16 protein-coding genes are annotated in these 16,674 nt (G+C 70.3%); 7 read left to right on the top strand and 9 right to left on the bottom strand.

What is annotated here, in order from left to right:
* Window positions 1-777 precede the first annotated feature (777 nt).
* Window positions 778-2,922, bottom strand: a complete 2,145-nt coding sequence (locus ABEA07_RS23100) for a CHAT domain-containing protein (RefSeq protein WP_345540815.1) — start codon at window positions 2,920-2,922, stop codon at window positions 778-780.
* 279 nt (window positions 2,923-3,201) lie between these two features.
* On the opposite strand from ABEA07_RS23100, the gene ABEA07_RS23095 reads away from it, so the two are divergent.
* Together ABEA07_RS23095 and ABEA07_RS23090 are read left to right on the top strand one after the other, a co-directional pair.
* Window positions 3,202-3,675 (top strand): ferritin-like domain-containing protein, encoded by a 474-nt coding sequence (locus ABEA07_RS23095; protein WP_345540813.1) that lies wholly within the window; start codon window positions 3,202-3,204, stop codon window positions 3,673-3,675.
* Between the two features lie 145 nt (window positions 3,676-3,820).
* On the top strand, window positions 3,821-4,108 hold the full coding sequence (locus ABEA07_RS23090) for a hypothetical protein (RefSeq protein WP_345540812.1): 288 nt from the start codon (window positions 3,821-3,823) through the stop codon (window positions 4,106-4,108).
* 33 nt (window positions 4,109-4,141) lie between these two features.
* On the opposite strand, the gene ABEA07_RS23085 is transcribed toward ABEA07_RS23090, so the two are convergent.
* Both ABEA07_RS23085 and ABEA07_RS23080 read right to left on the bottom strand, forming a co-directional pair.
* Window positions 4,142-5,344, bottom strand: a complete 1,203-nt coding sequence (locus ABEA07_RS23085; protein WP_345540811.1) for an OmpA family protein — start codon at window positions 5,342-5,344, stop codon at window positions 4,142-4,144.
* Between the two features lie 5 nt (window positions 5,345-5,349).
* Window positions 5,350-7,203 carry a protein kinase domain-containing protein gene (locus ABEA07_RS23080; RefSeq protein WP_345540810.1) on the bottom strand — a complete coding sequence of 618 codons (1,854 nt, stop codon included), beginning with the start codon at window positions 7,201-7,203 and terminating at the stop codon, window positions 5,350-5,352.
* Between the two features lie 228 nt (window positions 7,204-7,431).
* Between ABEA07_RS23080 and ABEA07_RS23075 the strand changes: the two genes are divergently transcribed.
* The 5 genes from ABEA07_RS23075 to ABEA07_RS23055 all read left to right on the top strand — a co-directional run bounded on the left by ABEA07_RS23075 (window position 7,432) and on the right by ABEA07_RS23055 (window position 12,625).
* Window positions 7,432-8,463, top strand: a complete 1,032-nt coding sequence (locus tag ABEA07_RS23075; protein ID WP_345540809.1) for a LacI family DNA-binding transcriptional regulator — start codon at window positions 7,432-7,434, stop codon at window positions 8,461-8,463.
* Between the two features lie 130 nt (window positions 8,464-8,593).
* On the top strand, window positions 8,594-9,556 hold the full coding sequence (locus tag ABEA07_RS23070; RefSeq protein ID WP_345540808.1) for a Bug family tripartite tricarboxylate transporter substrate binding protein: 963 nt from the start codon (window positions 8,594-8,596) through the stop codon (window positions 9,554-9,556).
* An 8-nt stretch (window positions 9,557-9,564) separates the two neighbouring features.
* Window positions 9,565-10,899 carry a glucarate dehydratase gene (gene gudD / locus ABEA07_RS23065; RefSeq protein WP_345540807.1) on the top strand — a complete coding sequence of 445 codons (1,335 nt, stop codon included), beginning with the start codon at window positions 9,565-9,567 and terminating at the stop codon, window positions 10,897-10,899.
* A 28-nt stretch (window positions 10,900-10,927) separates the two neighbouring features.
* Entirely contained in the window at window positions 10,928-11,719 is a 792-nt protein-coding gene (locus ABEA07_RS23060) for an HpcH/HpaI aldolase family protein (protein WP_345540806.1), read from the top strand.
* A 12-nt stretch (window positions 11,720-11,731) separates the two neighbouring features.
* A complete protein-coding gene (locus tag ABEA07_RS23055) occupies window positions 11,732-12,625 on the top strand; it encodes a 2-hydroxy-3-oxopropionate reductase (RefSeq protein ID WP_345540805.1) in 894 nt (297 codons plus the stop codon).
* A gap of 4 nt (window positions 12,626-12,629) precedes the next feature.
* Here ABEA07_RS23055 and ABEA07_RS23050 read toward each other — a convergent pair whose 3' ends face one another.
* From ABEA07_RS23050 to ABEA07_RS23025, 6 genes are all read right to left on the bottom strand, one after another.
* Window positions 12,630-12,788, bottom strand: coding sequence for a hypothetical protein (locus tag ABEA07_RS23050; protein WP_345540804.1), 159 nt, complete (start codon window positions 12,786-12,788; stop codon window positions 12,630-12,632).
* A gap of 183 nt (window positions 12,789-12,971) precedes the next feature.
* Complete coding sequence (locus tag ABEA07_RS23045; protein ID WP_345540803.1) at window positions 12,972-13,373, bottom strand: hypothetical protein; 402 nt, start codon at window positions 13,371-13,373, stop codon at window positions 12,972-12,974.
* A gap of 53 nt (window positions 13,374-13,426) precedes the next feature.
* The gene (locus ABEA07_RS23040) at window positions 13,427-13,678 is read right to left on the bottom strand and encodes a hypothetical protein (protein WP_345540802.1); all 252 of its coding nucleotides are present in this window, start codon (window positions 13,676-13,678) and stop codon (window positions 13,427-13,429) included.
* A gap of 6 nt (window positions 13,679-13,684) precedes the next feature.
* Window positions 13,685-14,230, bottom strand: coding sequence for a DUF4256 domain-containing protein (locus tag ABEA07_RS23035; RefSeq protein ID WP_345540801.1), 546 nt, complete (start codon window positions 14,228-14,230; stop codon window positions 13,685-13,687).
* Window positions 14,231-14,264: 34 nt separating this feature from the next.
* A complete protein-coding gene (locus tag ABEA07_RS23030; protein WP_345540800.1) occupies window positions 14,265-15,701 on the bottom strand; it encodes a cytochrome P450 in 1,437 nt (478 codons plus the stop codon).
* A gap of 91 nt (window positions 15,702-15,792) precedes the next feature.
* Window positions 15,793-16,452, bottom strand: coding sequence for a GNAT family N-acetyltransferase (locus ABEA07_RS23025; protein WP_345540798.1), 660 nt, complete (start codon window positions 16,450-16,452; stop codon window positions 15,793-15,795).
* Between the last annotated feature and the right edge of the window lie 222 nt (window positions 16,453-16,674).

The following is a 16,674-nucleotide window of genomic DNA, read 5'->3' as shown; positions in this document are numbered from 1 at the left end:
CTTCGCTACGGGCAACCTGCGGTGCTCGCACATCCGGCCCCGCCGCAGAACTCGCTACGCGCCCTTCGGGCGCTACGCTCAAACAGCTGCGGCGAGTCAGATCACGAGGCACGCCTGTCCTTCGGCAGGCGTGCGGGCCGGATGCACTGCGCTCCTCGGCACGCGCAGAGGGGATGGAACTCCAACGCGCCATGGCGCGTACTTGTGTGGGGGGTGGTGGCGTGAGCGCAGTGGATCTCCACGCACGTTGCGCCAGCTCATGCGCCGGGGGCTTCACCAACTTGAGCAAGCCATAGCTCGCGACACTCTCCGCGAAGCGCAGCGAGCCGTTGGTGGCCGAGCGCAGCGATGGCCCGACCCACTCCCCTCTGTGCGTGCCGAGGAGCGGAGCGGAACCGGCCCGCACGCCTGCCGAAGGACAGGCGTGCTTCGTGATCTGACTCGCCGCAGCTGTTTGAGCGTAGCGCCCGAAGGGCGCGTAGCGAGTTCTGCGGCGGGGCCGGTTGCGCGAGCACCGCAGGTTGCCCGTAGCGAAGCGGAGGGACGCGCACAGTGGGGTCGCCTTTCTTTGGTTACTTTCTTTGGCGAGACAAAGAAAGTGACTCGCCCGCCGGGGCGAATTCCCGGCTCCTGCGCCAAACAACCAACAAGGCCAAAACAAAGGCCCAAGAGGCGAATTCAAGGCTCCTGCGCCACTCAACCAGCAAGGCAAAAACCAAGGCCCACCCCCACCCTCTCCCAGCGAAAAAGAAAGCCACTCCTCCGACACCCGCTGCTTCATGCCGGGCTCCCCACCTTCAGCCGCCAGTTGCCGATCAGGTTGAAGGGGGCCCAGAAGAAGGGATGCGACAGGCGCGGTTCCTTGAGGACGGCAAGCTGCCCCGCCTGCACGGCCTGCTGGAGATCCCGGCCCTTGGCAAGCTCGCCGTAGAGCGTGCTCATCAGGATGGCGGTGGCATCGTCCGACACGGGCCACAAGGAAGCGATCAAGCTGCCGGAGCCGGCGGAAAGGAAGGAGCGCGTGAAGCCCAGCACCTCGTCGCCCTGCGCGATGCGGCCCAGCCCCGATTCGCAGGCCGAGAGCGTGACCAGCGCGGTGCCCTGCATCGGCAGGTTCAGGATCTCGTGCGCCTCCAGGAAGTTCTGGCGCCCGCCCTCGTTGGCCAGGAGGATGCGCGAGTAGAGCGGATCGACCTGGTCGGCCTCGGCATGCGCGGCCACGTGCATGAGCGGCGCGCGCGCGGCGGCTTCGCGGAACTGCGTCTTGGTGGCCGCCGCGCCCATGTACACGGTGTTGCGCGGGAACAGGCGTGCGAGCTGCCGGACCTCGGACTCGGCGCCGGGCAGGTCGTACTTGTCCTCGATGCGCGGATTGCCGAAGGCGGTGAGCACGCCCTCCACGCGCGGCGAGCGCTGGGCCAGCTGCACGGCGATGCTCATGGAGGGCGCGACGGAGACGGGGTGGGTCTCGATCAGGTAGCGGCCGTCCACGCGCAGCGCCTGGAAGGGCAGGTAGTGCAGCGGACCGTGCGGCACGATCACCAGCCGCTCGCCCGGCTTCAGGCCCAGCGGGCCGATGAGCGCGGCACCCAGCTTGTCGGCATTGCCGATGGCCGCACGCCGCCCGCGCACCACGGAGTTGCGGAAGGTCTCGACGAGGTCTTCGAGTTCGTCGCGTTTGATCGCGATGCTCTTGGCCTCGATGCCGCCGGGGCTCACCACCCAGGCCTGCAACCGGTCCGGCAGGGCATGGAACTGAAGCACGCGTTCGTCCGGCGCCAGCGTGCGCTGCAGCGTGGCCAGGTCCACCGTCGCGGCCGCCTCGCTGCTCACGCGGGCGCGGCCTCGCACCGCGTCGAGCAGGGCGCGCGAGCGGCTGCGCTCGCTGAGTTCGAAGGCGCGCCGTGCGTCACCCACCTCGCTGTAGAGGCCGATCCCGCGCTCGAACACGCCCTGCAGGTCGGAGAACAGGCCCATCTTGAATTCCTCGCTGCGGAACTTGGACCGCACCGCGTCGACGCCGCCCAGCGCCCGGCCGACCGCGTCCGCCGCGGCCTGCTTCTGGCCGAGTGCCAGCTCGCTGCGGGCAACGCCGTCCCAGGCCCAGAGCTGGTAGTAGCCGCTGTCGGTGCCGACGCTGCGCGTGGTCAGTTGCAGATAAAGGTCGCGGGCCTCGGCCGGCTTGTTCTCGGCCAGCAGCAATCGCGCGCGGGTGCGGTCGAGCTGGGCCGCCAGCGGCGCCTCGCGCGGCGGCGTGAGCGTGCCCAGCAGCTCGCGCGCGCGGGCCGTGTGGCCCGATTCGATGAGGGCGTTGACCAGCGAGGACTGCACCAGCGGCGCATAGCGCGGCGAGCTGTTGGCCAGCGCCAGCTCGTAGCTCTGTACCGCGCCTGCATGGTCCCCGCGGCGCGTCTGCACGTCGCCGATGACCTTGTTGGCGGGGCCGACCACCAGCTGCGGATCGCGCGTCTGCGACTCGTACTTGAGGGCCTCGCGCGCGAACTCCTGCGCCTTGTCGAGCTGGCCCGAGTAGCTGTAGACGATCGCGAGGTCGCGGTTGGCCATCGCCAGCAGGTTGGGGTCGCGCGTGGTGTTGGCCAGGTGTAGCGCCTTGCTGGCCGCGCGCACGCTTTGGCGAAACTCGCCGCGTTCGGCCAGCGCCACCGCCTGGCTGCAGTACTGGTAGCCGTTGAGCTTGGGGTTGTCCTGGCCGTAGAGCACCGCGCCGTCGTTGGTGAGCGCGAGCAAGGTGTCGGTGTCGGCCAGCCGTGCCTGCTCCTGCCGGTTGGCGGCGGCCTCCGCGTCGGGTGGCTGCGCCTGTGCCCACACCGCCACGCTGCCGAGCAACGCCGCGAGTCCGAGAGCGCCTGCGATCCACCTGCGCGCCGCCTGCGCCTTCGCGAACCCCGAAAGACTGTGCATTCGACCCCCACGCGTGGCCTGCCGCGGCACGCACCCGCCTGCCGCCGGCGCGCGGCATGCGCGCCTCTACGGCCTCGTTGGGGGGCGAGTCTAGGAGGGGGGTCCATGAACAGGCTATTCGCAAGACGGTCTAGCGCGAAGGGCGTAGGCCGATGCGGGCGGCAGCCCTACAGGCGGCGTCAGGGCAGGCTGACGCTGCGTCCACCGCGCACGCCGACCATCAACACACCAGCAGGCGCCCCTTTTCGGGGGACCGCTGATTCATCAAGGAGTATCAAGATGGCAACACATACCGGATCGGCGACCGCGGACAACGTGGTCGATGTCCTGAACGACCTGATCGAGAACGCACGCGACGGCGAGTACGGCTTTCGCACCTGCGCGGAAGAAGTGAAGTCGCCAGACCTCAAGCGCGTGTTCACCGACCGCGCGGCGGGCTGCGCACAGGCGGCGAGCGAACTGGCGCAGCTCATCGTCGCGCATGGCGGCAAGCCGGCCGAGGGCGGCACCGCCACCGGTGCGATGCACCGCGGCTGGGTGCACGTGAAGGGCATGGTGGGTGCCAACAGCGACGAATCGATGCTCGAGGAATGCGAGCGCGGCGAAGACGCGGCGGTGGCGCGCTACCGCAAGGCCCTCAAGCAGGATCTGCCGGCCGACGTGCTCGCCGTGGTCGAGCGCCAGGCGCAGGGCGCGCAGCGCAACCACGACCAGATCAAGCTCCTGCGCGATCAGGCGCGTCAGCGCAGCTGAGGCGTGCAGGGGCCTCGCAGGCCTCCTCCACCTGGCCTCCTCCACCTGGCCTCCTCAATAGAGAGGAGCCGGCTACACCATTGGCCACTTCCGCTGGCCGCGCGGGCTCGCCAGAATTCGTACAGCGAATCCTGGGGAGCAAGCAATGCAGGCAGCAGTTGAGATCACTCGGCGTGGCGACAGGCGTTTCAACGCCTACGTGGGAATCGGCGACGGCACGCGCCACCACGCGCATGAAGGCCTGCCCTCGGTGGCCCGGTGCCTGCAGGACGCGGCAGCGGCCCTCGGCCATGAGTTCAGCTATGCCACCGTGAGCTTCGACAACGTGCTGATCGGCAACTACCCGGTTGCGGTCATGGCCCACCGCGCGGTCGAGGTGGCCGATGAGTTGCTGGTGAAGCTCTCCAACCGGCGCACTCGCCACAGCGCCTGATGGCACGGCCGCCGCGGACGAGGGAAGAGGCAGCTAACACCCCACGATCTTGAACTCGACGCGGCGGTCCAGCGCATCGACCGCGTCGTCGGTGCCGCTGCCGATGAGGTTCTCGCGGAAGCCCTTGCCGCTGGTCGTGGTGCGCTCGCCCAGCACCGCCGCTTCGCCGACCAGGCGTTGCCGGATGTAGCGGGCCCGCTGCATCGACAGCATGTCGTTGAACGCGACCGAGCCGGTGCGGCTGGTGTGGCCGACGATGTCCATGCAGACCTTGGCATCCGCGCTGGCCCGGGCGATCTCCCGCAGCCACATGCCGTACGGGCCGCTGACCTTGGCATCGGACCAGAACAGGGTGCCGCCTGGATTGAACAGGAACTTCACGCCCAGTTGCTGGCGCGCGATGCCGTAGGCGACGATCTTTCCGAAGGCCTGTTCGGCCTCCGTGGTGCGGCCGAGCTTGGCCGAGCTGAGATAGATGCCGTTGAGCACGCGCAGCTGCGCATCGCCGCCGGGTGCCTCACCCGCCGCGCTGTACTGCGTCAGCGCATCCTGGTAGCGCTCGGCGTTGTAGTGCGTGGTGGCGTCCTTGATCACCGGGGCGACCGCGATGCGCTCCAGGTAGTAGGGGTCCGCGCGCTGGCCCGCGGGCGTGGCGGTGGTGCGGATGTAGCTCTCGATCACCAGGTCCTTGGTGGGCACGGGGGTGTCCTGGTAATAGCGCAGCGGCGTGTGGTCCAGGCCCTCGTCGCGCGCCACGGCGGACGACTGGGCCACCACCAGGCCGCTGGCCAGTTCGGTCAGCGCGAGGTCGATGCGCAAGGGGCTGCGATCCTCGGCCATCGTGAGGCGCGTCATGGTGCCGGTGAGCAGGTAACGCGCACGGCCCAGGTTGCCGCGCTCGAAGGGCAGCAATTCGACGGACTCGTGTTTCGCGCCCAGGCGCTGGCTCACGCGCTCCTGCAGCCGCTGGGTCGCGGCGGTCTGCTGGGCGCTGCCGGCGTCGATCATCGGGTCGATCACCACGCCGCGCTTGGCGCTCATGCGGGCCAGCAGGGCGGGCTGCTTCGGGGTCTGCCGGAGCAGGTTGTCGGTGACCGTGGCGACGGCGTCCTCGAAAGGCTGCTCCACGGTCGAGTTCGCAGGCGGCGGGACGCTCGCGCAGCCGGCCAGGACGAGCAGCAAGGCGGCGAAGGCGCACGAGGCGTGCCGGCGCAGCGAGCCGGATGGCATGGGCATGTTCGTCATTCGCATCCCTTTCTCAGGAGGGCGACCTCGCCCGTTGTCAGGGGGCCGAGCGAGGCACGTTGAAGCAATTCGCTGCAGCGCACCGAGGGCGGCGCGGCTTCGGCCTGCACGCGCCGCGGCTCCGGCGGCGCAGGCTCGGCGGCCGGCGCGCGCGGGGCGCGCCGCACCACGGAAGGCGCTTCGGATCGGGCCACCTGCGCCGGCGCCTTCGCGAGCCTGGCGACCGGCACGGGGGCCGTCGCAGGCTCGGTGACCGGTGGTGGCGCCGCCTTGGCGGGCAGCGGAGGCGTCAGGGGCTCGACGAGATCGGCCGGCACGCGCGAGGCCAGCTCGGTCCTGGCGAGCGGGGCCGGCGTGGGCGGCTCGAATTGCAACGAAGGCGGCGGCAGGACCGGCAGCGCCTTCGCGACCGGCGGGGGCGCCGCCGGGACCGTCTTGGCGGCCTGGGCGGGTACAGGCACCGGCAGGCCGGCCTGCACGGGCAGGGGCGGCTGTGTCAGCACCGGGTCGCCGATGCGGTAGTAGGCGGCGATGACCAGCAGCGCGCTCAGCATGACCCCACCACCCAGCGCCCACAGGCCCAGGCGGCCAGCCCCATTCGGTGCCGATGGCGGGCGCTGCGCGATCGCTGCGAAATATTCGGCCCGTTGCGTTGCCCGGGCTGGCGGCGTGGACACGAGGCCTCGCATCGGGGCTTGCGGCCGCAAGGGCATCTGCGCCTCGGCGGGCCGGTTCGTCACACCGGGCAGGACTGTCGCGTCATCGTCCTCATCTTCGTCCTTGTTTCCGGCGCTGGCCGAGTGCGCGGCGGCATCCGCGTCCGCGGCCGCGCCCAGGTCCAGATCCAGGTCCAGGACCACTTCGCGGTTCGCGCCCCCGCCGCCCCCGCTCAGCCGCTCCCGGAGCTCGGCGGCACTCTGCGGCCGGTCCTTGGGATGCACCGCCAGCGCCGCATCGATGGCCGCCAGGAAGGCCGCGCCGTAGCGCCCGCGCGCGAGTTCCGAGAGCGGCCGCAGCGGATCGTCCGGCACGCGCTCGACCGAGGACACCGGCGGCTGTCCGGCGATGGCGGTGTACACCACCGCGGCCAGGGCGTAGAGATCGGTCCAGGGGCCCTGCCGCATGTCGGCCAGCTCGCCGTACTGTTCCGGCGGCGTGAAGCCGGGCTTGAACACCACCGTCGGCGACTGCCCGGCGCTGTCGATCACGCGGCGCGCCGCGCCGAAGTCCAGCAGCACGGGGCCTTGCCCGGTCAGCAGGATGTTGTCGGGGGCGATGTCGCGGTGCAGGCAGCTCACCGCGTGCAGGGTGCCCAGCGCGTCGAGCAGGGGGCGCAGCCAGCCGAGCAGTTCGGCCTCCTCGGGCGCGCGGCCCAGCCCGGCGAGGGCGCGCGCCAGCGTCGGGCCCTGGTAATAGGGCATCGCCATGTAGGCAGTGCCGTTGCCCTCCCAGTGGTGCAGCACCCGCACCAGGGCCGGGTGGTCGAAGCGCGCCAGGATGCGCGCCTCGTTGAGGAAGCTGCGCAGACCGATGCGGAAGCTGTCGGCGTGGCGCGGCGAGCGCACGACCACCGCGGTCGAGGCCGGGTCGCGCGTGGCCAGCACGGCGGGCAGGTATTCCTTGATTGCGACATGGCGCTCCTGCACCGGGTCCCAAGCCAGGTAGACGATGCCGAAGCCGCCCTCGCCGATCGTGCCGGCGATCTCGTAGTCCTGCAGGCGCATGCCCTCGGGGAGCGCGCGGGCCGTGTCGCGCCCGTCGTCCGCCCCGTCGGGAGCCTGGGCCCAGTCGCCGGCCTGTGTTGGCGGCCCGGGCACGGTGGGCAGGGCGAAGGCGGCTTCGGCGTTCATGGCTGCTCAGGCTGTGCCGGGCGGCCGCCTGTCCCATTCCACGCATCCGCTGCGCTCGATTCCGATTGGCGAGACCATGGCCTTTCCTTGGTGTGCCAGGTGAATCTACTGCGCGGTGAATACGTAAGCATTCACCAGAAGCACTAGCCGAACGGCCGCTGGGCGCTCCGCAAGCCCTGGGTGGTCTCGCAATACGGTAGCGCTACCGTCCGACTAGAATCGCGGGTCATGAACCCAGAGCCTTCCCCCGCCCGACGCAGCCGCCGTGGCAGCGGCGCGGTCACTCTGCACGATGTGGCGCGCCTGGCCGGCGTCGCGCCCATCACGGCATCGCGCGCGCTCAATACGCCGGCGCAGGTCTCGCCCGAAGTGCTGCGCAAGGTGACGGAGGCGGTGGCCCGCACCGGCTACGTTCGCAACGTGCTCGCCGGCGGGCTGGCCTCCACCCGCAGCCGGCTGGTGGCGGCGGTGGTGCCCACCATCGCGGGGCCGGTGTTCCAGCAGACCGTGCAGTCGCTGACCGAAGCGCTGGCCGAGGCCGGCTACCAGCTGATGCTGGGCCAGAGCGGCTATGCCGAGTCGCGCGAAGATGCTCTGCTGGAGGCCATCATCGGCCGCCGCCCCGACGGCATCGTGCTCACCGGCATCCTGCACTCGACCGACGGACGGCGGCGGCTGCTCGCCGCCGGCATCCCGGTGGTCGAGACATGGGACCTCACGCCCACCCCGCTGGACATGCTGGTGGGCTTCTCGCATGCCGAGGTGGGGCGCGCGGTGGCCGCCTTCCTGCAGGCCAAGGGCCGTCGGCGGCTGGCGGTGGTGGCGGGCGACGACGAACGCTCGAAGCGTCGCCACGATGCCTTTCGCGACGCGGCTCGCGCGGCGGGACTGCCGGAGGTGCGCATCCTCCATGTGCCGGCACCCACCACGCTGCGCAGCGGCCGCCGTGCGCTGGCGGAACTGCTCGCGGCCGATCCGGCGATCGACGCCGTGTTCTGCAGTTCCGACCTGCTCGCCCTCGGCGTGCTGACCGAAGCGCAGGCACGCGGCATGGCGGTGCCGGGCCAGCTCGCGGTGGTGGGCTTCGGCGACCTGGAGTTCGCCGCCGACCTGGAGCCGGCGCTGAGCACGGTGCGGATCGACAGCGCCGCGATCGGCCGGCAGGCGGCGCGTTTCATCGTCGATCGCGCCGAGGGAAGGCCGGTGGCGGAGCGCGTGGTCGACATCGGCTTCTCGATCGTCGATCGCGCCAGCGCCTGATCGCGCGCTCCGGGTAAACCCTTAGCAGAACGGCTTGCTTCACGCATCGGTAGCGCTACCATATCGGCCATGGGTGGTAGCGCTACCGTCCCATTCTTCATTCCACTTCCCTCCCTAGGAGACACTCTCGATGAAAAAGCTGCTCGGCGCCCTGGCCATCGGCGTCGCCGCCGCCACCGCGGCCCAGGCCCAGGACTGGCCCCAGAAGCCCGTGACCCTCGTCGTCCCCTTCCCCGCCGGCGGCTCCACCGACTCGGTCGCGCGTGCCATCGGCCCCAAGCTGACCGACAAGCTGCACCAGCCCTTCCTCGTCGACAACAAGGCCGGGGCGACCGGCACCATCGGCGCCACTTTCGTGAAGCGCGCGGCGCCGGACGGCAGCACCTTCCTCGTCACCTCGCTCGGACCGCTGGTGATCGCGCCGCACCTGATCAAGGGCCTGCAATACGACGCCCTGAAGGACTTCGATCTCATCACCGTGGCCGTGCAGGCACCCAACGTGCTGGTGGTGCCCGCCAGCTCGCCGCACAAGACGGTGGCCGACGTGATCGCCCACGAGAAGAAGAACCCCGGCAAGATGACCTTCGCCTCCTCGGGCAACGGCTCCAGCGACCACCTCACGGCCGAGCTGTTCTGGCAGCAGACCGGCACCACCGGCCTGCACGTGCCCTACAAGGGTGGCGCGCCGGCCATCACCGACCTCCTGGGCGGCCAGGTGGAGGCCTCCTTCCAGAACGTCAACGCCGTGTTCCAGCACATCAAGGGCGGCAAGCTCAAGGCGCTGGCGGTCACCGGCGACAAGCGCTCGCCCGTGCTGCCCGAGGTGCCGACGATGGCCGAGGCCGGCGTCAAGAACGTCGAGGTCTATTCGTGGCAGGCGATCGTCGCGCCCAAGGGGCTGCCGGCGGCGCTGCGCACGAAGGCCAACGAGGCGATGGTCGCGGCGCTCAACGACCCGGCAGTCAAGCAGCAGTTCACGGCGATCGGGCTCGAAGTCGTCGGCAACACCCCCACCCAGTTCGCAACCTTCCAGAAACAGGAGTTCGACCGCTGGAAGAAAGTGATCGACACCGGCAAGATCACCATCGATTGAGACCCGCCATGTCCAAGCACGACACCCCGGTCATCACCGCGCTGCGCGCCATCCCCGTCGCCGGGCGCGACAGCATGCTGCTCAATCTGAGCGGAGCCCATGGTCCCTTCTTCACCCGCAACCTGCTGGTCCTGACCGACAGCGCCGGCCGCACCGGCGTCGGCGAGGTGCCCGGGGGCGAGAAGATCCGCCAGACGCTGGAGGACGCACGCGACCTGGTGGTGGGCCAGCCCATCGGCGCCCACCAGCGCGTACTGCAGCAGGTGCAGAAGAGCTTCGCCGACCGCGACAGCGGCGGCCGCGGCCTGCAGACCTTCGACCTGCGCACCACCATCCATGCGGTGACGGCGATCGAGTCCGCGCTGCTCGACCTGCTGGGCCAGCACCTGGACGTGCCGGTCGCGGCGCTGCTCGGCGAAGGCCAGCAGCGCGAGGCGGTGGAGATGCTGGGCTACCTCTTCTACGTCGGCGACCGGGACAAGACCGACCTGCCCTATGCCCGCGAGCCCGATGCCGACAACGACTGGTTCCGCCTGCGCCACGAGAAGGCGATGACGCCCGAGGCCATCGTGCGGCTGGCCGAGGCCGCGCGCGAGCGCTACGGCTTCAACGACTTCAAGCTCAAGGGCGGCGTGCTGCGCGGCGACGAAGAGGTCGATGCCGTGACCGCGATTCACGAGCGCTTCCCCGAAGCGCGCGTGACGCTGGACCCCAACGGCGGCTGGCTGCTGAAGGATGCGATCCGGCTCGGCCAGCGCATGCGCGGCGTGGTCGCCTATGCCGAAGACCCCTGCGGCGCGGAGGACGGCTTCTCCGGGCGCGAAGTGATGGCCGAGTTCCGCCGCGCCACGGGCCTTCCGACCGCGACCAACATGATCGCCACCGACTGGCGCCAGCTGACGCACGCGCTGTCGCTGCAGTCGGTCGACATCCCGCTGGCCGATCCGCATTTCTGGACCATGGCCGGCTCCGTGCGCGTGGCCCAGACCTGCAGGGACTGGGGCCTGACCTGGGGCTCGCATTCCAACAACCACTTCGACGTTTCGCTGGCCATGTTCACCCACGTGGGCGCCGCCGCGCCGGGCCGGGTGACCGCCATCGACACGCACTGGATCTGGCAGGACGGCCAGCGCCTGACGAAGGAGCCGCTGAAGATCGAGGGTGGCCTGGTGCAGGTGCCGAAGAAGCCGGGCCTGGGCGTCGAGCTGGACATGGCCGAGGTCGAAAAGGCGCACCAGCTCTACAGGCAGCATGGCCTGGGTGCACGCGACGACGCGGTCGCGATGCAGTACCTGGTGCCCAACTGGACATTCGACCCGAAGCGACCCGCCTTCGTCCGCTGACGAACAACCCCCACTCCAAGGACCGCCCATGAGAGAAAACCGCCTGCGCACGCTGTGGAAATCCGGCGGCGCCGCCGTCAACGGCTGGCTGGCCGTGCCCAACAGCTTTTCCGCCGAGGTCATGGCACACCAGGGCTGGGACTCGCTCACCATCGACCTGCAGCACGGCGTGGTCGACTACCAGGCCATGGTCGGCATGCTGCAGGCCATCTCCACCACCAACACCATGCCGGTGGTGCGCGTGCCATGGCTGGACCCGGCCGCGCTGATGAAGGCGCTGGACGCGGGGGCCTACGGCGTGATCTGCCCGATGGTCAACACCCGCGAGGAGGCGCAGCGCCTGGTCGCCTACACCCACTACGCGCCGCGCGGCACCCGCAGCTTCGGCCCGGTGCGCGCCCTGCTCTACGGCGGCGCCGACTACCCGCAGGAGGCCAACGACACCATCGTCACCTTCGCCATGATCGAGACGGCGCAGGCGCTGGACAACCTGGACGACATTCTCTCGGTCGAGGGGCTGGACGCGGTGTACATCGGCCCGTCGGACCTCTCCCTGGCGCTGGGCTGCCGCCCGGTGTTCGACGACGTCGACCCGCCAGTGGCGCAGGCCATCGACCACATCCTCGACCGCGCCAAGGCCCACGGCCTGGTGGCGGGCATCCACAACGGCGACCCGAAGGTCGCGCTGGCGCGCATCGCCAAGGGCTTCCAGTTCGTCACCGTGAGTTCGGACGCGCGCATCATGGCCGCGGGCTCGCAGCAGCTGTTGTCGCAGATGCGCGCCGCGCCGGCGGCCGCCCCCTCCTCCTCCACTTACTGAAAGGACAAGGACATGAAGATCGGATTCATCGGCCTGGGCATCATGGGCGCGCCGATGGCGCAGAACCTGATGAACGCGGGCCACGAGATGATCGTGCGCACCCGCAGCAAGGTGCCGGAGGCGCTCCAGGGCGCCACCGTCTGCAAGACGAACGCGGAGGTGGCCCGCGCCGCCGAGGTGGTGATCCTCATGCTGCCCGACACGCCCGACGTGGAACAGGTGCTGTTCGGCGAGGACGGCGTGGCCTCGGGCCTCTCCAAGGGCAAGCTGGTGATCGACATGAGTTCGATCTCCCCCATCGACACCAAGCGCTTCGCCGCGAAGATCAACGAGCTGGGCTGCGACTACCTGGATGCGCCGGTCTCCGGCGGCGAGGTGGGCGCCAAGGCCGCCAGCCTCACCATCATGGTCGGCGGGCCCGAAGCCGCCTTCGAGCGCGCGAAGCCGCTGTTCGAGAAGATGGGCAAGAACATCACCCTGGTCGGCGCCAATGGCGACGGGCAGACCACCAAGGTGGCGAACCAGATCATCGTGGCGCTCAACATCGCGGCGGTGGGGGAGGCGCTGGTGTTCGCGAGCAAGGCGGGCGCCGATCCGGCCAAGGTTCGGCAGGCGCTGATGGGCGGCTTCGCGGCCAGCCGCATCCTGGAAGTGCACGGGGAGCGCATGATCAAGCGCACCTTCGACCCGGGCTTCCGGATCGCGCTGCACCAGAAGGACCTGAGCCTGGCGCTGGCAGGCGCGCGTTCGATGGGGGTGTCGCTGCCGCAGACGGCGTCGGCGGCGCAGCTGATGCAGTCCTGCGCGGCGCACGGCTGGGACCAGCTCGACCACTCCGCGCTGGTGAAGGCGCTGGAGCAGATGGCGGCGCACGCCGTCATGCCGGACGGCGAACAGGCGCGGTAGCGCTTCAGGCGCGCAGGTACGAGAGGACGAAGAGGAACAGGGCGATGGCGATACCGGCGCGGGCGGTGTACGTCCCGAGCCGGGCGGCGACCGGGTCCTGCGGCTGCATGCGGGCGTGCTGGGTGTCCATGAGGCTGAACTCCTCGAAGAGTGTGGATTCCATGCTAGGCCCGATGCACACCCTTGCCCATCCGCCGCAGGGCCCTGGCACCGTCGGGCCGAGGCCGAATCGTGTATTGCGTCACCTTTCCAGGGAATGCCGTGAGTTCGGTCGTTGCGCGAAGGCGGCGCACCCTCCTGCGGCGTGACCGTGCGCGTGAGCAGCCTGCCTTCCGGCAGTGACCATTCAGGCGGGCGGCCCCTGGCGCCGCAAGGACAGCACCCACGTTGCGTACCGCTGCACATGAGGCCGCTCGCTCGCCACCGCTGACGCGCAGGCCTGGCGGGTCTGGTCGGCATCCAGGTGCATCGCCAAGCGAAGCTGGTCCTTGAACTGTTCCGAAAATTCGCCGGACCGGAGCCGCCCGAGGATGCAGGCCATGAGCCGCGTCCGGTTCGTTCGCCCCAACGTGCAATGCTTCAGGCGCCGACACATCATCGCCCTGGCGCGTCCGTGCCAACACCCCTTCGTCTCCGCCAGCACGAACGCAACGCAGTAGTCCACGACGACCGGCTCGTCCGCCAGAAGCCTGTCCGCCAGCGCGTGGAGCTGCAGCTTCGAGAGCGTGGCGAATTCGGCGTGCTCCACCGGGAATCCCGGCAGGGCGGGACCGCCTGCGCGTGGCTTTTGCATGGAGGCCATCAAGGCAGCCGGCCGAAGCCGGGCACCCGCAATGCCATGTCGTCCACGTCGACGCCGAAGCCGAGGCCGAGGCCGAGGAGGTTCAGCTCCAGGCCCTCGTCGCGTGCGACCGTCACGCCCAGCTTGCCGAAGGCCAGCACGCCCACGGGGCCGAGCATGAGCACGCAGAGCAAGGCCAGGAGAACCCGCGGCCAGCGCAACCACCTTGCCGTCGGCTTGCGGATCGGAGGCGAGCCGGAGGATTCGGCCACGGTGTCTCAGACGCTGACGGCGCCCCTGAAGCCTCGCGCGGCGTAGTACGACTCGGCCCCGTTGTGGTACACGAAGACCTTGCCGTAGCGCCTGTCGCAGAACAGCGCGCCGCCGAGCTTCCGGACGTCGGGTGGCGTGGCCACCCAGCTGGAGGTCTTCAGGTCGAATTCCCCGTTCTGCTGCAGCAGGCGGTATTGATCCTCCGTCAGCAAGGCGACGCCCATGTCTGCGGCCATGTCCATGGCGCTGCCCTGCGGCTTGTTTTCCTTGCGGGCATCCAAGGCCTGCCGGTCGTAGCACAGGCTTCTGCGGCCCTTGGGGCTTTCGGCGGCGCAATCGACGAAGAGATAGGCGCCGCTGCCGTCGGCCGAACCGACGACGTCGGGTTCGCCGCCGGTCTTTTCCATCGCGAGGAGCGTCTTCAACTTCTCAGGATGGGCCCGCAGGCGCCCGAGCACATCGGACCAGTCGACGCCAGCATGCCTGTGCATGCCGTGCGTGAAGCGCCGCTGCAAGGTGTCGATGAATTCTTCGCGTTCCTGTGCCTTCATGTCGCCAACTCCACAAACCCACGTCCTGCTGCGATCACGTCCGCGCGCGCAGGCGCAGCCTCAGCCCCACCGGCGACATCGTGAACGCCAGCCGCTCCTGCACGTCGCCACCGCCTTCGCTCGACACGTCCGCGATGTCGAAGTTGCGCAGCAGCATCGCCGCCACCATCTTCATCTCCGACAGCGCCAGGTAGCGGCCGGGGCAGGTGCGCGGCCCGGCACCGAAGGGCATGGCGACCCGCTTGGCCGAGCCCGCGGCCGGGCCCTGGCCGTCGCCGGCGAGCCAGCGCTCCGGACGGAAGGCCTGGGGATCGTCGAAGTGCGCGGCGCTCACCGCGCCCGGGCGCATCAGGCACATGACCGGCGTGCCGGCCGGCACCGCCACGCCGTCGACCACCGTGTCGCGCACGGCCTCCTGGATGAGCAGCGGGGCGACCGGCTTGAGCCGCATGGTCTCGTGCGCGCAGGCCTCCACGAAGTCGAGCTGGCTCAGCTGCTCGTGGGTGGGATGGGCCCCGGTGCCGAGCACGCGGCGCACCTCCTCGGCGGCCCGCTGCGCGGCGGCGGGATGGCGGTGCAGCAGCCAGATCATCCAGGCCAGCGTGTTGGCCGTCGTGTCCTCGCCGGCCAGCAGCATGGTCAGCATGTTGCCGGACACGTCCGCGTCGCTCAGGTCGGAGCCGGGCCGGTCGCGCTCGGCGACCATGGCCTCGATGAAGTTGCGCGGGTGCTCGCGAAGCCGGGGCTCGTCGGCCAGCCGCTGCCTCGCGGCGGCGATGAAGCCGTCGACCGCCTCGTGCACCGCGGCCAGCCCCGCCTCGACGGCCGGGTCGCGCCGCGTCAGCCAGCGCGGCAGCGGCGACAGCACGCGCTTGGCCAGCGCGGGAAGCAGCTTGTCCAGGTGCCTCTGGATGACCTCCTCGTCGGACTCCACGGTGTTGATGTCGGTGCCGAAGGCCAGGCCGGCGGTCACGTCGACGGTGTAGCGCATCAGGTCGGCCTGCAGGTCGATTGCGCTGCCGGCCTCGGCAGCCTGGCGCCAGCGGCGCTCGAAGCGCTGCGTGACTTTCACCAGGGTGGGATAGAAGGCCTTGATGTGGGCCGGGTCCAGGCTGCGCAGCACCATGGGCCGGTGCCGCCGCCATTCGTCGCCGTTGACGGTGAACAGGCCGTTGAAGCCCAGCGAACGCGCCGCCGCGTTGAGCCTGGCGCCGCGCTGGAAGCCGTCGGGCCGGTCGCGCAGCACCGAGGCGACGGTGCCCGGATCGGAGATGACGACGAACTCCCGCGACGCGATGCGGAAGCGGTAGATCTGGCCGTACTCCCGCGCCCACTGCTCGACCTGCTGGTGCAGCCGCTCGCGCTCGATCTGCAGTGCATTGCCTGCCAGCGGCAGGCCGCGCGGCCCCGGCAGGTCGCGAATGCGCCGCAGGGGTGCATCCGCACGCGGTCCTTCGGTGGTGATCGCCATCTCGTCTCGGCCCTTTCGTGCGTCGGCGTGCCCGAACAAGCGGGGGATCTTATCCCGCGGGGGGTGGCCCCGTCCGCCGCGCAGCAGCGCTTCAGAAGCCGAACTGGAAGAACTGGTTGTTCAACCAGCGCCACACCACCTCCATCGGCCCCGGCTCGGGTGCCGGTGGCTGCCGCAAGGCCACGCTGCGCTCCATGCGCAGCACCGGCCGCTCCGCGCCGTGAGCGCCGGCGACGAAGCCCATGCGCTGCATGAAGCGGAGCATGCGGTGGTTGGAGGGCGGCACCTCGGCGTAAAGGCGGCGCAGGCCGGCGTCGCGCGCCGCCTCGACCAGGCGGTCGAGCAGCAGGCCCGCCAGACCCTGGCCCTGCCAGACGTCCGCCACCACGATCGTCAGCGTCGCGCCCTCGCCGTCCTCGCCGAGGCTGTAGCGCGCCTCGCCGATCACCTCGTCGACCAGGCCCATCCGCGCCGTGGCGACGAAGGCGACCTGCCGGACGCCGTCCACGTTGACCAGGTCCACCAGCACGGCCGGCGAGCACGCGCCGCCCATGCCGCTGCCGAAGCGCTCGCCGCGGGAGGCATGCGACAGACGGGAGACGAAGCCGGCGAAGCGCTTCGCGTCGTCGGGGCGCACGTCGCGGATCTGGACCGGTGCGCCGTTGCGCACCCGCACATGCCGGGGTGCGCCCACGGCCCGCCGGGTGGCGGCGATGGCTGCGGCGGCATCGGTGTTCATCGTCTTGAGCATGGCGCTTCCCCGGTGGCTGTGAAAGTGCCGCAAGCTTCCCGCGTCGCCCCCCGACCCGTCCTTAAGTCGTACTGAAGTGTCCTGAAGCCGCTTCAGGCCGGGGGCCGCCGTTCGAATTCAGAACGTTTAAGGCCGCCGCCGATGACCTCCGCCCCGCCTTCGGCGACAGTCGGGCGCGTCGGCAGCGAGACCCGCCGGTCCGCCCGATTGCCCTGCACCTGC

It is taken from the genome of Variovorax defluvii (assembly GCF_039541515.1).
In the GTDB taxonomy this organism is placed as follows: domain Bacteria; phylum Pseudomonadota; class Gammaproteobacteria; order Burkholderiales; family Burkholderiaceae_C; genus Variovorax; species Variovorax defluvii.
This window is presented reverse-complemented; position numbering and strand designations above follow the sequence as displayed.